Below are 15,889 nucleotides of genomic sequence, written 5' to 3'. Positions count from 1 at the left end.
GCCACTTTTTACAAAAATAATATTACTTAATATTACTTATTCTGAAAAGTTACGGTTCAATTTGAAATGTATCCCCACTATTTCTTTTTCAGCGTCATACTTGTTCGGTTTTATTTCTCGTCCGCATCTGGGACATTCATATCCTGTTTTTTTTATTCTCTTCTTCCGTAACCTCTTCTGCTGCTTTTTTCAATTCATTTTTAATTTTCTCTATTGCTTTACCTGTAATTTTGTCAAAACTCTTTACTCTCTCCCCTTTAAACAGTTTTTTCAATTCTTCTTTATACTCCCCTATAATTTTGTCTACACTTTGTATTTCGTTTCTTTCCATGTTATCAAAACCTCCTTTTAGGTATAATTCTGATAACATCATATCTTTTAATCGGTTGGTTGTTCAGGATGATTACATCTATTTATGGAAATTTATGTTACACAAAAATAAATCGCACCCTACCCATCTTACCCATCTTCTACTCCTTGACATCCATTCACTTACGGCATATAATGATATTAACTTTTCCTAAGTTAAGCCTTTTATCCTACATACAGTTACTACATGAAAGGAGATTGTATAATGACCAAGGAAGTTAGGACTAGATTTGCTCCAAGTCCTACAGGATATATGCATATTGGAAATTTAAGGACAGCATTATATGAATACTTGATAGCAAAAAAAAATAACGGGAAATTTATACTCAGGATTGAAGATACAGACCAGGAGCGTTATGTTGAAGGAGCAATTGATGTTATTTACAAAAGCCTCAAATTGGCCGGCTTACAGCATGATGAAGGCCCAGATGTCGGAGGAGACTATGGTCCCTACATTCAGAGCCAACGAAAAGATATATATATGGAATACGCCAAAAAGTTAATAAATATGGGAAGTGCATACTATTGTTTTTGCAGCAAGGAAAGGCTTGCAAAACTCAAAGAGGAACAGGAAGCCTTGGGCGTCACAAATAAATATGACCGTTTTTGCCTTAATCTTTCAAAACAAGAAATAGCTAAAAAACTCGGGGAAAACCAACCTTTCGTAATAAGGCAGAAAATGCCTGATAGTGGCACTACTACCTTTATTGATGCAGTTTACGGTGCTATTACCGTTGAAAATGATCAATTAGATGACCAAATCTTAATAAAGTCCGATGGTCTGCCAACATATAATTTTGCGAATGTAATAGATGACCATTTAATGAAAATTACCCATGTGGTAAGAGGTAATGAATATCTCTCTTCTACTCCGAAATATAACTTGCTATATGAAGCATTTGGCTGGGAAATACCTATATATGTACATCTGCCTCTAATCTTAAGGCCGACAGGTCAAAAACTAAGCAAGAGAGCTGGCGATCCTTCCTTTGAGGATTTAATTTCAATGGGGTACCTTCCAGAGGCTGTGATAAACTATGTTGCGTTATTGGGTTGGAGCCCGGGCACGACTCAGGAAATTTTCTCCCTTGAGGAACTTATACATTCTTTTACTATTGAAGGAATAAATAAAGCTCCTGCTATTTTTGATATAAATAAATTAAACTGGATGAACGGTGAATATATAAGGAAGTTGCCGCTTGAAGAATTCCATAAGCTTGCTTTGCCGTATTATAAGAGTGTGATAAAAAATGAAAATATCGACTTTATGAAAATAAGCAGGCTTTTACAGGTACGGACGGAAGTGCTTTCTTCTATCCCTGAAAATATAGACTTTTTTAATAATTTGCCGGAATATGATAAGTTGCTTTATATACACAAAAAAATGAAAACCGATATGGATATCTCATATGCAAGCCTTAAAGCTGCAATACTTGTCCTTGAGCAATTGAAGAACTGGAATGAAAATACACTTCATGACGCTCTTATTAATCTTGCTAATAAAATGGGTATTAAAAATAGTCAATTGTTGTGGCCTATACGTATTGCAATTACCGGTAAAGCCGTCACTCCTGGCGGAGCAATAGAAATAGCAGATATTCTTGGTAAAGAAGAAACTATTAAAAGGATCAAGGCAGGGATTGAAAAGCTTTCGTAAGTTGTAATGAAATTTATATTGAAAATTTGAGAGGTGTTTTTGAATGTGCAGCAACGATACGAATGCTCCTTACTATTCCAATTTTATACAGGATATAATAGATGAAGATTTAAAAACAAACAGTTGGATAAAAAGAATCCACACCAGATTTCCCCCTGAGCCGAACGGTTATTTACACATTGGACATGCTAAATCCATATGTCTTAATTTCGGAATTGCCGAGAGGAATAATGGACTTTGCAATTTAAGGTTTGATGATACAAATCCTGTAAAAGAAGATGTTGAATATGTAGAGTCTATTATGGAGGATATAAAATGGCTCGGTTTTGATTGGGAAGACAGGCTTTATTATGCTTCCGATTATTTCGATCAGATGTATGAATATGCCATACAACTAATTAAAGCAGGAAAGGCATACGTTTGTGACCTCAGTCCTGATGAAATACGTGAATACAGGGGTACACTTACAAAACCCGGGAAAGAAAGCCCCTTCAGAAACCGTTCTGTGGAACAAAATTTAGACCTTTTTATACGGATGAAAAACGGAGAGTTTGAAGATGGTTCCCGTGTTCTCAGGGCAAAAATAGATATGTCTTCACCGAATTTAAATATGCGTGACCCTGTTATGTACCGCATTTTAAGGGCAACTCACCATAGGACTGGAAATAAATGGTGTATTTACCCAATGTATGATTATGCCCATCCAATTTCTGACTACATTGAGGGCATTACTCATTCTATTTGCACTTTAGAATTTGAAGATCACCGTCCCCTATACAATTGGTTCCTGGAAGCATTGGGATTAGAACACAGACCAAAACAAATAGAGTTTGCAAGACTAAATCTTAACTATACCGTTACGAGTAAACGCAAGTTGCTAAAACTTGTTAAAGAGGGTTATGTATCAGGTTGGGACGACCCTAGGATGCCTACCATATCCGGCTTGAGAAGACGGGGATATACGCCGGAAGCAATACGGAGTTTCTGTGAGCGCATTGGAGTTGCCAAAACCAATAGTGTTGTTGATATAAGTCTCCTGGAGTATTGTATACGTGAGGATTTTAATAAACGGGCTCCCAGGGCAATGGCAGTACTACACCCTCTTAAAGTGGTTATTGATAATTACCCTGATAATACGGTTGAATGGTTTAATGCTGAGAATAATCCGGAAGATCCTACTATGGGAACAAGAAAAGTACCTTTTACTAAGGTCATATACATCGAACAGGATGACTTTTCAGAAAATCCGCCTAAAAAATATTATAGGCTTGCTCCAGGCCGTGAGGTAAGGCTTAAGCATGCCTATTTAATTAAATGTGAGAAAGTTATAAAAGATGAGAATACAGGTGAAATTATAGAAATCCATTGTACTTACGATCCCGAGTCAAGAGGCGGTTCCTCTCCTGACGGCCGCAAAGTAAAAGGCACATTACATTGGGTTTCAGCGGAATACGCCATTGATGCTGAAGTTCGCCTTTATGATAACTTATTTACAGTACCGAATCCTGATGATGAAAGTGAAGGAAAAGATTTTCTGGATTTTTATAACCCTAATTCTTTGCAAGTATTAACTTCATGCAAACTGGAACCTTCACTTGCCAATGCAAAGCCTGGAGATTATTACCAGTTCTTAAGGCTAGGCTATTTTGCTGTCGATGTTAAAGATTCAAAAGATAATCATTTAGTGTTCAACAGGACAGTTACCTTGAAAGATACCTGGACTAAAATTTTGCAAAAATCAGAGCAGGAGTAATAGCAAAATGAGATGGGCTAATTTTCACACACATTGTAATCTTTGCCATGGTACCGGAAAACCTGAAGATTATATTGAGGAAGCAATAAAGAGGTGCGTAGAAACTCTGGGATTTTCGTGTCATGCCTTTTTACCCTTTTATCCAGGCTGGACTATGACCAAAGAGATAGAAAAAGAATACCCAAGTATTGTAAGATCTCTTCAGGAAAATTATACGGGAAAAATTAATATAAAACTTGGTTTAGAAATAGACTATATACCGGGGGTTGCAGGGACTAACATGCATGAATATAAGGACTCCATGAAACTTGATTATTCTATAGGTTCAGTCCATTATATAGGCGAGTATCATTCAGGACAGTTGATACCTGTAGATGCAGGAGAAAAAGAGTTTCTGATCGGTATAAAAGATGCCTACAGCGGAGATGCCAGAAAAGCTGTTGAGGCATATTATCTTATTTTGCAGGATATGGTGAGAATTGGGAGTTTTGACATAGTAGGGCATTTTGATTTAATAAAAAAAAATAACCGAAACAGCAAATTCTTTTCTGAAGAAGAAAAATGGTATAAAGATATTGTTGAGAATACCCTGTTATTAATTTCCAAAAGCGATTTAATTATTGAAGTCAATACTGGAGGAATGTCAAGGAATTACATTGACACTACGTATCCAAGCCCATGGATACTGGAACAATGTCTTAAACTGAAAATCCCAATTACTTTAAGTTCAGACGCCCATTCACCTTCTCATGTTACTGCCTGGTTTAAGGACACTGCAAAAACTCTAGTTGATATAGGCTTCAAAGAGCTTCACGTATTAGGAGAAAAAGGCTGGGAACCGCGTCCCTTTACCCCTCAAGGCTTACTTTAATATCATTTTTTTGAATTCCTCTTCGCTAATAATTTTTACACCTAACTTGCGGGCTTTATCCAATTTGCTTCCTGCATCTTCACCTACCAGTACATAATCTGTCTTTTTTGACACGCTGTTTGAAGTTTTTCCTCCAAAACTTTCAATAATAGCTGTTGCTTCACTTCTGGTAAACCCAGATAGAGTGCCTGTTAAAACAAAAGTCAGGTCTTTAAACCTGTCGTCGGCTATTTCCTTCTTTTTAGTACTTTGAAGATTTACTCCTGATGCTCTAAGCCTCTCTATAATTTCACGGGTGCGTTTTTGCCTGAAGAATACAACGACACTTCGAGCCATTTTTTCACCAAACTCATCTATCTTCATAATATCTTCTACAGAAGCATTCATCAACTCATCGATAGAACTGAATCTCTCACTTAACAGCTGGGCTGCCCTCAAACCAATATGCCTTATTCCAAAGCCATATATAAGTCGATCAATATTATTCAATTTTGACCTCTCGATAGAATTTAAGAGGTTTTCAACAGATTTTTTCCCCATTCTTTCCATATCAATTAATTCATCTTTTTTCTGGTGAAGATAGTATATATCCGCAATACCTTTCAAAAATCCCTGGTTCATTAAAGCTTCAATTATTGCAGGACCTAATCCTTCAATATTCATGGCATCCCTGGACGCAAAATGGACAATGTTCCTGAATAAGCGTGCAGAACAATCAATATTAACACACCTGAACGCCACCTCATTTTCTTCTCTTACAACATCAGACTGGCACACCGGACAATTTTTTGGCATTTCAAACTTTACTTCATTTCCTGTTCGTTTTTCAAAAACAACTCCAACCACCTCAGGTATAATATCGCCAGCTTTCCGTACCAATACTGTATCACCTATGCGAATATCTTTTTCTTTTATATAGTCCATATTGTGAAGTGTAGCACGGCTTACCGTAGTACCGGCCAGTCTTACCGGTTCCAAGACTGCATTTGGCGTCAAGACTCCCGTTCTTCCAACATTTACTTGTATTTCCTTTATTTTAGTTTCCTTTTCTTCTGCAGGATATTTATACGCCACAGCCCATCGCGGAGTCTTAATAGTACTTCCAAGAATTTCCCTTTGGGCAAGGGAATTTACCTTTACAACCGCACCATCTATTTCAAAAGAATACTCCCCTCTTTTTTCTCCTATTGTTTGTATTTCTTTAAGGACCTCACTTATATTCCTGCAGACTTTATACCCGGGACTTGTTTTAAAACCCAGATATTTTAAATATTCCAATGCTTTAGTATGAGTATTAAACTCTTTTCCTTCAATTCTTTGAATATTAAAAACAAATATATCCAATTTTCTTTTAGCCGTAATTTTAGGGTCAAGCTGTCTGAGAGAACCTGCGGCAGCATTTCGTGGATTAGCGAACAAGGGCTGGCCTTCTTCTTCCTGAGCTTCATTTAGCTTTATGAAGTCCTTTTTCGAAATAAAAACCTCTCCCCGCACTTCGAGATAAGGAACAGGCTCCTTTAATATTAAGGGTATGGATTTAATAGTTTTAAGATTTTGGGTTATATCTTCTCCAACAATTCCATCACCCCGCGTAGAGCCTCTTATAAGCACTCCATTTTCATATTCAAGAGAAACCGAAATACCATCTATTTTCTTCTCCACCACATATTCGACATTATTACCCACAGCCTCTCTTACCCTTTCATCAAAAGAAAAAAGTTCTCCTTCATTAAAGACATCATTTAAGCTTAACATGGGTACAGTGTGGATTACTTTTTCAAAGCTTTCAAGGGGCTGGCCCCCCACCCGTTGAGTAGGAGAGTCAGGTGTAATAAGGTCCGGTCTTATAGATTCCAGTTCCACTAATTCTCTGTACATTGCATCATATTCATAATCACTAATCTCCGGATTGTCTTCAACATAGTATTTATAATTATGGTAGTTTATTATATCCCGCAGCTCTTTTATTCTCTTTTCTACATACTCACTATTTAACACATCGTTTAACATATTATTATTGTTCAGCTTTTCTTCCATACCCGTTCCCCTTAAGTTATCCCTTAAGTTATGTTTCTATAGTTCAAAATTCTTTATAAGATCTTCTAATGTATCCCTTCTTCTAATTAATTTAGGTGTTCCATCTAATTTAATAAGTACTTCGGCAGGTCTCAAACGGTTATTGTAATTGGATGCCATGGAATACCCGTAAGCACCTGCATCCATAACCCCAATTATATCACCTTCCTCAATTTTAGGCAGCATGCGTTCCTTTGCCATAATATCACCGGACTCACAAATATTACCTACTATATTAACTACTTCAAGCTCACTTGTATTTGCAGGTTTGCCATTCTTATATACCTCTATTTCATGGTATGAATCGTACATTACAGGGCGCATTAATGTGTTAAATCCTAAATCAGTACCTATATAAGTATCCCCATAATTCTTCTTAACAGTATATACTGTGCCTAATAATACCCCGCATTCGGCGACAATATACCTTCCCGGCTCAATTTTTATAGTTATGTCCCTGCCATATTCTTTTGTCCAATCCAGGACTATTTGGCCAAGTTTTTTCCCAAGGTCATTCAAGTCAAGCCTGGATTGTCCTTCCTGTTTGCGGTAAGGTATGCCAAAACCGCCGCCAAAATCAACAAACTCAATATCATCGAAATACTTTGCCACTGAAAGGACCGATTTGACCCCTTCAATATAGGAATCACCTTCCATAAAAAGAGAGCCGATATGCTGGTTTATACCAACAAGCTTAAGACCATATTTCTTTAAAATCCTCTTTACATCCTCTATAAGGTCAAGATTAACCCCGAACTTTGTCTTTTTTCCTCCGGTTACCACTTTTGCATGGTGACCGGCACCTACTCCTGGATTAAAACGTACTGCAACCTTTCCTCCAGGATTTATCCTTCCATACATTTCTAATTGTGACAATGAATCAACACTGGTAATAATGCCTTTTTCAATGGCGAATTTCATTTCTTCTTCCGACACATTGTTGGATACATAAAAAATTTCTTCAGGTTTAAAACCTGCCTTCATCAGAACATATATTTCTCCCGGCGACATAGCATCTGCATGAAGTCCTTCATCACGTGCTATTTTTAGTAATTCCAAATTAGAGTTGGCCTTAATAGAATAATTTGATTTAAAGTGAGGATAAGGTATCAGGTTTGCCATTTCGCGGCACCTTTCACGGAGAATTGCTTCATTATAAACATAAAGTGGGCTGCCGAATTCTTTTAATAACTTGTCTGGTGCAGTTTTTCCATAAAATTTTGTTTGTACAGTATAATAGTTTTTCATATTTTTTCCTCCGAGGGTTAACTTATTAACTATATTCTTTATATAGTATGGTACAATATTTGTCAATATTTTTTTAAATTTGTCGGGTATTAACGGGTCTTTCTAAACATTTCATATATACCCATTATGAATAAAAATAATGCAAACAATTTTTTTAAAGCACTGCTTGAAAAGCTTGCAGCCAGCCAAGATCCCAAAGCTGCACCAAAAATACCCGAAATAATGATCGGCAGGGCCATTTTAAAATCGACCTTCTTATTTTTTATATGGATAATCAAGGCTATGATGGCTGTAGGAACAAAATATATTAAATTTACACTTTGGGCCACATGTTGTTCAGATTTAATAAATAAAACCAGGGCCGGTATTAAAATTGTCCCCCCGCCAATTCCCATACCGCTAATTATTCCCGCTAAAAGGCCTATAAAAAAAAGAATCACAATTAATTCCTCCACATCATTCTTATGGCGGCAAAAATCATGAAACTTGCAAATATTCGCCTTAAAATGTTTTCCGGACAAATATTTAGTAATTTTGCCCCCACATACCCTCCGACTATACCTCCTAATATTACTTTCCAGGTAATATCCCAATCCACATATCTATTGTTGATATAAAAAAATGCGCTGATTATTGTTAAAGGAAGAATAACGGATATTGCCGTAGCGTGAGCTTTATGTTCATCAGAACCAAGCAACATGACCATTGCCGGAACAGCAATAGTACCTCCTCCTGAACCAAAAAGGCCGTTAATAAAGCCTGTAACTATTCCAATTATTATACTTTTTAAATATTTTCTTTTCTTCATGCTATTCACAGTACTTTTCAAACTTCTTACCATACTTATTTTCATAATTCCCCTTATGCTTTTTTATGTTTTTATTTTTACAAATGCTTCTTCAATTATTCTTATATCTGTAGTTTATATTTTAAAATTTATAGCCCCTGTACTTTAGTGCAGGCGTTGTTAAGTACTTGCAGCAAAAAAATATCCGGCATCATAATTCTTTTGATATTATGATGCCGGATATTCCCTTTTATGCTATAGTTAAATTACCGCGTATGTGTAACTCATTTTAAGAATAGCTCGATTACAGGAACTGTTACATTTGGCTTCTTAACCGGTATTTCAAGGGTTAGTGTCGATTCTCCCGAATCAGAATCTCCAGCATGAGATGAAACATGTCTTTGAGTTATCATTTTTATTTCTGATGCATCGTTAAGAAGCTGAGCATATTCTACTTTTTCTGCCATCCCATCCAGGTGTATATGCTTGAAAGGCCAGCTAAACACGTGAAGATAAAGCCTATTTTTCTCAGGGTTATATGTGAACCTACAATCAGGCGGGCATTTAAATTCTTTAGGAGCCTGCGTACATCCATAAATTGAGCGGTTATGCCTCTTCATCCATTCTCCCATGCCTGCCAGTCGGTCCAAGGCCCTCTCATCAAACTCACCTCTTCCCGTAGGCCCAACATTAAGGAGCAGGTTCCCTCCTTTGCTTACAGTGTCTATAAGCATTTTCACAAGCATGTCTACACTTTTCCAGCTTTCTTCATCCCTGTGATATCCCCAGGAACCGCTGAAAGTATGGCATGCTTCCCAGATAACCGGTTTGCCGTTTACTTTTACCCATTCACGGGGAACAAACTGCTCAGGGGTTTTTATATCCTGGTCAATTTGCAGACGGTCATTTATAAGTATCCCAGGTTGCAAGTTACGTACCATTTCAATCAGCTTTTCGCTTTGCCATACCTCTTTGCCTTTTCCGGGAAATCTTTCCGATGGTGAAATAGAAAAATCGAACCACATAATATCAATTTTGCCGTACTCTGTTAATAGTTCTTTTACCTGTCCATGCAAGTATTCAATATACTTGCTTAAATCCCTGTTTTTGTCGGCAGCGATGTATGCTTCATTTTCAGACATAGGATGGCATACATCAACAGTATAATGGGGGTGGTGCCAATCAAGGAGTGAATGATAAAAGCCAACTTTCATATTCTGTTTCCTAAAGGCTTCCACCATCGGTCTTAACAAGTCTTTTCCTGCAGGTGTATTTGGTGCTTTATAATCAGTAAGCTTGGAATCCCAGAGACAGAATCCTTCATGGTGCTTTGTAGTAACAACAAAATACTTCATACCTGCATTACTGGCAGCCTTTGCCCATAATTCAGGGTCATAAAGGTCAGGATCAAAATGTTTGAAATACTTTTCATAAGTTTGGGTATCCATTTTCTCATGCTTTTTTACCCATTCGTGACGTGCCGGTAATGCATAAAGCCCCCAATGAATAAAAAGCCCAAATCGGTCATGTGTAAACCATGTTGTATCTCCAGGTGTAGGATCAGGTTTCGGAATGTTCATATTTCATACCTCCTATAAATAGAAGTTTATTAATTCATTAATGATTTGATAAACTATATATATATATATATATATTAATAGTTACATACCAAAATATGAATATACATAATTAGCATGTTTTTGTACAAAACTAACCATATACAGCATGCTGACTTATACCGCAGATATAGTAATTTTCCCGTCTTCTACATCTATGATGGCAGTAGCATTTTCTTCTAGGGTTCCCTTAATAATCATTTTACCAATTTCAGTTTCCACATGTTTCTGCAAATAGCGTTTAATTGGCCTTGCACCAAAAATGGGTGAATAAGCTTCATCAGCTATGAATTGTTTTGTTCTATCTGTGATTGAAAGCTTAATATTTTTATGGTTAAGCCTTCTTTGTATTTCATGTAATGAAAGCTCAATAATTTTTATTACTTCATCTTTTACAAGGGGTTTAAACATAACAATTTCATCAACCCTGTTGAGAAATTCGGGTTTAAACTTCATTCTAAGTTCATTCATTACCAATTCCCTTACATTTTCATTTATTTCTCCCTTGTCATTTACGCCTTGAATAAGATGATGGCTTCCAATATTTGATGTCATTATTATCACCGTATTCTTAAAATTTACAGTCCTTCCCTGGCTATCGGTAAGCCTTCCGTCATCTAACAATTGAAGAAGAATATTAAATACTTCAGGGTGGGCCTTTTCAATTTCATCAAAGAGGATTACACAATAAGGCTTTCTTCTTACTGCTTCAGTCAATTGGCCTCCTTCTTCATAGCCTACATATCCCGGAGGCGCGCCAATTAGCCTGGCAACAGCATGCTTTTCCATGTATTCACTCATATCTATTCTAACCATACTCTCTTCGGTGTCAAACAATGCTTCAGATAAAGCTCTAGCCAATTCAGTTTTCCCAACCCCTGTAGGACCAAGAAATATAAAGGAACCTATGGGTTTTCTCGGATCTTTCAGCCCTGACCTTGCCCTTAAAACAGCATCTGATACTGCGCTTACAGCATCGTCTTGCCCTACAACCCTTTTGTGCAAAATCTTATCGAGATTAAGGAGTTTATCTCTTTCATTTTCCATTAGTTTTGTTACAGGTATCCCTGTCCATTTTGAAACAATTTCTGCAATTTCTTCTTCAGTCACTTCCTCTTTTACCAACTGCTTTTCACCATAAGCTTCCTGCTTCTTCTTTTCTTCCTCCAACCTTTTTTGTAACTCGGGAAGCTTCCCATGTTTTAAGACTGCCAATTCGTTAAGGTCATAACGTCTTTCTGCTTCTTCAATCTGTCTCTTTACATCCTCTATCTGTTGCTTTATTTCTTTAATCCTTTCGATATTTTGTTTTTCCATTTGCCATTGAGCTTTCATGCCATTTGCTTCTTCCCTTAATTCAGCTAACTCTTTTTCCAAATTTTTTAGTCTTTCTAAAGATTGCCTGTCATTTTCTTTTTTTAAAGCCTCCTGTTCGATTTCAAGCTGCATAATCTTTCTGCTTATTTCATCAAGTTCCGCAGGCATACTATCAATCTCTGTCCTTATCATTGCTGCTGCTTCGTCCATAAGATCTATGGCCTTGTCAGGCAAAAACCTGTCGCTTATATACTTATTTGATAACACAGACGCTGCTATTATTGCGCTATCGGCAATCCTTACTCCATGATGTATTTCAAACCTTTCTTTTAAACCCCTCAAAATAGATACTGTATCCTCTACTGAAGGTTGATCAACCAATACAGGTTGAAATCTTCTCTCTAAAGCAGCGTCTTTTTCAATGTATTTGCGGTATTCATCAAGGGTGGTCGCACCAATACAACGAAGCTCTCCCCTTGCAAGCATAGGCTTTAAAATGTTTCCTGCATCCATTGCTCCCTCAGTCCTGCCGGCCCCTACAATATTATGAAGCTCATCTATAAACATTATAATCTCGCCCTGGGAAGACTGTATTTCATTAAGCACTGCTTTAAGCCTTTCTTCAAATTCTCCCCTGTACTTAGCCCCGGCAATTAAAGCTCCCATGTCTAATGCAAATATTCTCTTATTTTTAAGACCTTCAGGTACATCTCCCTTTAGAATGCGTTGTGCCAACCCTTCAACCACAGCAGTTTTACCTACTCCAGGTTCTCCAATTAACACTGGATTATTCTTTGTTCTTCTTGAAAGTATCCTAATAACACGCCGTATTTCAGCGTCTCTTCCAATAACAGGATCCAATTTGCCTTTTCGGGCCAGTTCCACAAGCTCTCTCCCATACTTTTTTAACGCTTCATACATCTCTTCAGGATTTCTGGACGTAATACGCTGGTTGCTCCTGACTTTATTAAGAGCAGAAAGAAACCTCTCCCTACTAATATTGTATCTTTTAAATATATATTCCGAGGGAGTACTCCTTTCTCTCAACAATGCCAGGTATATGTGTTCTACACCAACATATTCATCTTTAAATTTCTTTGCTTCATCTTCAGCATGCAAAATTATCTCGTTGAACCTTCGGGTCGCATAAAGGCTTGAGGTCGAAGTACCAAAAACCTTCGGAATCCTTTCTACTTCCTTTTGAACATCATTTGTAATCAGTGCAGCATTTTCTCCCATTACACTAATTAGTTTAGGTATAAGTCCATCTTCCTGATTCAATAGGGCAAGATGAATATGCTCTCCATCAACCTGTTGATGTCCATATCTCAAAGCAATTTCCTGGGCAGCCGCAAGAGCTTGTTGTCCTTTCTCTGTAAATTTATCTATATTCATAAAAAATACACCTCCTAATATACCTCCAAACTCCATTATTTCTTTCGTTGAATATCTCTAAGTTTCCTATAAAGTTCCTTTTCTTCATTGGTCAATATACCAGGGTTTACAATCCTCACCCTAAGCAACAAGTCGCCTCTTAAACCTTTTCTGTCCCTATAACCCTGGCCACTTATCCTTATCTTGCTGTCACTTTGTACTCCTGGGGGTATTTTTACGTAAATCTTTCCGTCTATCGTCTCAAAATAGGTTTCTGTCCCCAATGCTGCATCCCATGGATATAAATCAATAGTTGACAAAAGGTCCATACCGTCCAGTTCAAACTTTTTACTTGCCTGAAAATTCACATTTAAATATAAATCTCCTTTTCTCCCCCCATTTATACCCGGATTCCCCTGGCCTGCAAGCTTTATTTTTTCTCCTTGTTTAATTCCTGCAGGAATTCTAAATGAAATGGTTTTTTCTGTACCATTTGCTTTTACCGTAATCCTTTTTTCAAGCCCTTTAAAACCTTCCTCAGGGGTTATTGTAATGTTAGCCTCAATATCATCTCCATCTATGGGGTATTGCCTCGAATAGCCCGTACCCTTTCCAAAACCTCTTAAAATGTCGCTTAAATCAAAAGAATCTGCGCCAAAAAACATATTAAAAAAATCACTAAAATCATTATTTGTCCCTGTACGGTACTCATACCTTACATTTTTCCCAAAACCAAACTGGGATGGGTCAAAATTATACCCATGCTGAAAATTAAAGCCTTGCCCAAGAGTATCATATTTTTTCCGTTTTTCTTCATCTCCCAACACCTCATAGGCTTCATTTATTTCCTTGAATTTTTCTTCTGCTTTTTTATCGCCCGGATGGGCATCCGGATGATACTGCTTGGCCAACTTTCTATATGCCTTCTTTATTTCATTTTGACTTGCGTTTTTATCCACGCCCAGTATTTTATAGTAGTCCTTATATTCCATCCGCATCACTCCAATATACAACTATGCAATTAATTTAACATACAAACACGTATTGACTTTGACTATCTTTGACTAACTATATAATACAAAAAAATTATAAAATAATCAATAGTATTTACATTAGATTTTGAAATTTTTATCAAACCCTATTGATTTTATGTTTTTAGACCTCTAGACCTTACTCATCAATTTCAGGTATAATTAAAATTTGTCCTACTTGTATCTTGGTAGGATCACTTATATTATTTTCTTCCATTATAATTATATACTTATTTGGATTATTATAAAACATCCTGCTTATATTATAAAGAGTATCTCCCTTTTTCACCTTATAAGTTGTCGGCAAATTAACAGTCACTCCATCTTCGCCGGCATGCATACCGGTATCTGTATTGGATTCACCATTAATATTCTCCTCATCGGTATTTTGTTCACTTGTGCCATCATCTAAATTCTCCCGATTTAAATCATTAGTTGTTGAAGAAGTTGAAGAATCTTCATCGTTGTATACTGTCCCTTGACTATCTACAGGCCTCTCTCTTTTTAAAATGCCGGAAAATAGTTTTACAGTTGCAAACACCAAGGCTATTAGAACTAAGCAAAAGATAGCTGCTTGAGCATATTTTTTTATTGTTTTAGCGCTAATATTCGCTTTCAGCGATGTTTTTTTAATCCTCCTGTAAGTAAGTTTCGAATTTTTTATAGTTGTTTTTTTTGATTCTTGGGCGTCCTGAGCCTGGACTGATATTTCTTCAATTTTGACAACCAGTGTAGTTATATTATCCTTTGCTCCATTATCAAATGCCTCTCTTACTAATTTATTTGCAATAACGCCTGTATCTTTATCTGAAAGAAGTATTTCATATATAGCTTCAGTTTCTACCATATCAGTTAACCCATCAGTACATAGAAGAAATATATCTCCTTCTTTTATTAAAAATTCATCTGACTTTCTGATTTCATTAATAGAATCTTCAGTTGGAATGCCGAACCGGCTTGACAATATCTTTGCTTGTTCATGTGTTATAATTCCCAGTTTAAGAAGTCTTTCTGTTTTTTCCCAATCTACAGTTAATTGTTTCATATTACCGTCTCTTAAAACATATGCCTTACTATTGCCTAAATTTACTACATACGCCTTATTCCCTTGAATTAACAAACCCGCGAAGGAAGCCTTTTTAGATGCATCTTCAGGTTTATTAATTGAAACACTGGTTAGCAGATTAGACATTTCCTGGATACATTCGCCTAATTTTTGGACTTTTCCAATTAAATCCTCATCATTTTTTAATGCTTTTTCGTGATATTTCTTTAGCTCTTGGGCAATTGAAATAAATATTCCTCTTTCCGCATCTGATACATCCATTGAATCGGAAACTGCAAAAACATAAAACTCTGCGTTATTCTCAATAGAAACCTGGATATTATCAGTTTCATGCTCATATATAAATCTACCATTTATATAAAAGTTGTCTTCATTAACAGCTTTTACCAAGCCTACATGGGATGTTGCAGAAGCTCTTATCTTTACCAGATTGCCCATAATATAACCCCTTTCCATCGGCAATATATCCGGGTAAACACTTGATATATCCAGTATAATTTCCTGATTTTACCTGATACGTTATTAAAAAACGACATATTACACTTATTAACATAATAACACAACCTTTTGCTATATTCAATAAAATATTACATTCAACAGAGCTGAAGCATGAAAATTTTATTCTTATCCATTAATAGTGGCTGCGTTAGTAATTTTATCCAATTATATAATAATATTACATAAATTTAACCATACGTTTAAGTCATCGGATAACACTATAACC

General features: G+C 36.4%; 12 protein-coding genes. 3 read left to right on the top strand and 9 right to left on the bottom strand.

Features of this window, described 5'->3' with window-relative positions:
* Positions 1-136: 136 nt before the first annotated feature.
* Entirely contained in the window at positions 137-331 is a 195-nt protein-coding gene (locus HPY74_15215) for a hypothetical protein (GenBank protein NSW91993.1), read from the bottom strand.
* Between the two features lie 225 nt (positions 332-556).
* Between HPY74_15215 and HPY74_15210 the strand changes: the two genes are divergently transcribed.
* Genes HPY74_15210 through HPY74_15200 form a run of 3 tightly spaced genes read left to right on the top strand, consistent with a single transcriptional unit; the run spans position 557 to position 4,650 of the window.
* Positions 557-2,026, top strand: coding sequence for a glutamate--tRNA ligase (locus HPY74_15210; GenBank protein ID NSW91992.1), 1,470 nt, complete (start codon positions 557-559; stop codon positions 2,024-2,026).
* A gap of 43 nt (positions 2,027-2,069) precedes the next feature.
* A complete protein-coding gene (locus tag HPY74_15205) occupies positions 2,070-3,779 on the top strand; it encodes a glutamine--tRNA ligase/YqeY domain fusion protein (protein ID NSW91991.1) in 1,710 nt (569 codons plus the stop codon).
* Between the two features lie 7 nt (positions 3,780-3,786).
* On the top strand, positions 3,787-4,650 hold the full coding sequence (locus tag HPY74_15200; GenBank protein NSW91990.1) for a histidinol-phosphatase: 864 nt from the start codon (positions 3,787-3,789) through the stop codon (positions 4,648-4,650).
* Here HPY74_15200 and ligA read toward each other — a convergent pair.
* The 8 genes from ligA to HPY74_15160 all read right to left on the bottom strand — a co-directional run bounded on the left by ligA (position 4,642) and on the right by HPY74_15160 (position 15,603).
* Positions 4,642-6,660 carry an NAD-dependent DNA ligase LigA gene (gene ligA / locus HPY74_15195; GenBank protein NSW91989.1) on the bottom strand — a complete coding sequence of 673 codons (2,019 nt, stop codon included), beginning with the start codon at positions 6,658-6,660 and terminating at the stop codon, positions 4,642-4,644. The genes HPY74_15200 and ligA overlap by 9 nt on opposite strands.
* Before the next feature lie 63 nt (positions 6,661-6,723).
* Entirely contained in the window at positions 6,724-7,974 is a 1,251-nt protein-coding gene (gene lysA / locus HPY74_15190) for a diaminopimelate decarboxylase (GenBank protein ID NSW91988.1), read from the bottom strand.
* A gap of 89 nt (positions 7,975-8,063) precedes the next feature.
* A complete protein-coding gene (locus HPY74_15185; protein ID NSW91987.1) occupies positions 8,064-8,414 on the bottom strand; it encodes a sulfite exporter TauE/SafE family protein in 351 nt (116 codons plus the stop codon).
* A 2-nt stretch (positions 8,415-8,416) separates the two neighbouring features.
* Entirely contained in the window at positions 8,417-8,815 is a 399-nt protein-coding gene (locus HPY74_15180; GenBank protein NSW91986.1) for a sulfite exporter TauE/SafE family protein, read from the bottom strand.
* A 230-nt stretch (positions 8,816-9,045) separates the two neighbouring features.
* Positions 9,046-10,341, bottom strand: coding sequence for an alpha-L-fucosidase (locus HPY74_15175; protein ID NSW91985.1), 1,296 nt, complete (start codon positions 10,339-10,341; stop codon positions 9,046-9,048).
* 153 nt (positions 10,342-10,494) lie between these two features.
* Positions 10,495-13,089 (bottom strand): ATP-dependent chaperone ClpB, encoded by a 2,595-nt coding sequence (gene clpB / locus HPY74_15170; GenBank protein ID NSW91984.1) that lies wholly within the window; start codon positions 13,087-13,089, stop codon positions 10,495-10,497.
* Positions 13,090-13,124: 35 nt separating this feature from the next.
* Positions 13,125-14,060 carry a DnaJ domain-containing protein gene (locus tag HPY74_15165; GenBank protein ID NSW91983.1) on the bottom strand — a complete coding sequence of 312 codons (936 nt, stop codon included), beginning with the start codon at positions 14,058-14,060 and terminating at the stop codon, positions 13,125-13,127.
* Between the two features lie 178 nt (positions 14,061-14,238).
* The gene (locus HPY74_15160) at positions 14,239-15,603 is read right to left on the bottom strand and encodes a LysM peptidoglycan-binding domain-containing protein (GenBank protein ID NSW91982.1); all 1,365 of its coding nucleotides are present in this window, start codon (positions 15,601-15,603) and stop codon (positions 14,239-14,241) included.
* Positions 15,604-15,889: the final 286 nt, after the last annotated feature.

This window comes from Bacillota bacterium (genome assembly GCA_013314855.1).
In the GTDB taxonomy this organism is placed as follows: Bacteria; Bacillota; Clostridia; order Acetivibrionales; family DUMC01; genus Ch48.
This window is presented reverse-complemented; position numbering and strand designations above follow the sequence as displayed.

Coding starts and splice junctions, on each gene's coding strand:
- HPY74_15215 (NSW91993.1), bottom strand. CDS start 331: ATGGAAAGAAACGAAATACAAAGTGTAGACAAAATTATAGGGGAGTAT.
- HPY74_15210 (NSW91992.1), top strand. CDS start 557: ATGAAAGGAGATTGTATAATGACCAAGGAAGTTAGGACTAGATTTGCT.
- HPY74_15205 (NSW91991.1), top strand. CDS start 2,070: ATGTGCAGCAACGATACGAATGCTCCTTACTATTCCAATTTTATACAG.
- HPY74_15200 (NSW91990.1), top strand. CDS start 3,787: ATGAGATGGGCTAATTTTCACACACATTGTAATCTTTGCCATGGTACC.
- ligA (NSW91989.1), bottom strand. CDS start 6,660: ATGTTAAACGATGTGTTAAATAGTGAGTATGTAGAAAAGAGAATAAAA.
- lysA (NSW91988.1), bottom strand. CDS start 7,974: ATGAAAAACTATTATACTGTACAAACAAAATTTTATGGAAAAACTGCA.
- HPY74_15180 (NSW91986.1), bottom strand. CDS start 8,815: ATGGTAAGAAGTTTGAAAAGTACTGTGAATAGCATGAAGAAAAGAAAA.
- HPY74_15175 (NSW91985.1), bottom strand. CDS start 10,341: ATGAACATTCCGAAACCTGATCCTACACCTGGAGATACAACATGGTTT.
- clpB (NSW91984.1), bottom strand. CDS start 13,089: ATGAATATAGATAAATTTACAGAGAAAGGACAACAAGCTCTTGCGGCT.
- HPY74_15165 (NSW91983.1), bottom strand. CDS start 14,060: ATGGAATATAAGGACTACTATAAAATACTGGGCGTGGATAAAAACGCA.
- HPY74_15160 (NSW91982.1), bottom strand. CDS start 15,603: ATGGGCAATCTGGTAAAGATAAGAGCTTCTGCAACATCCCATGTAGGC.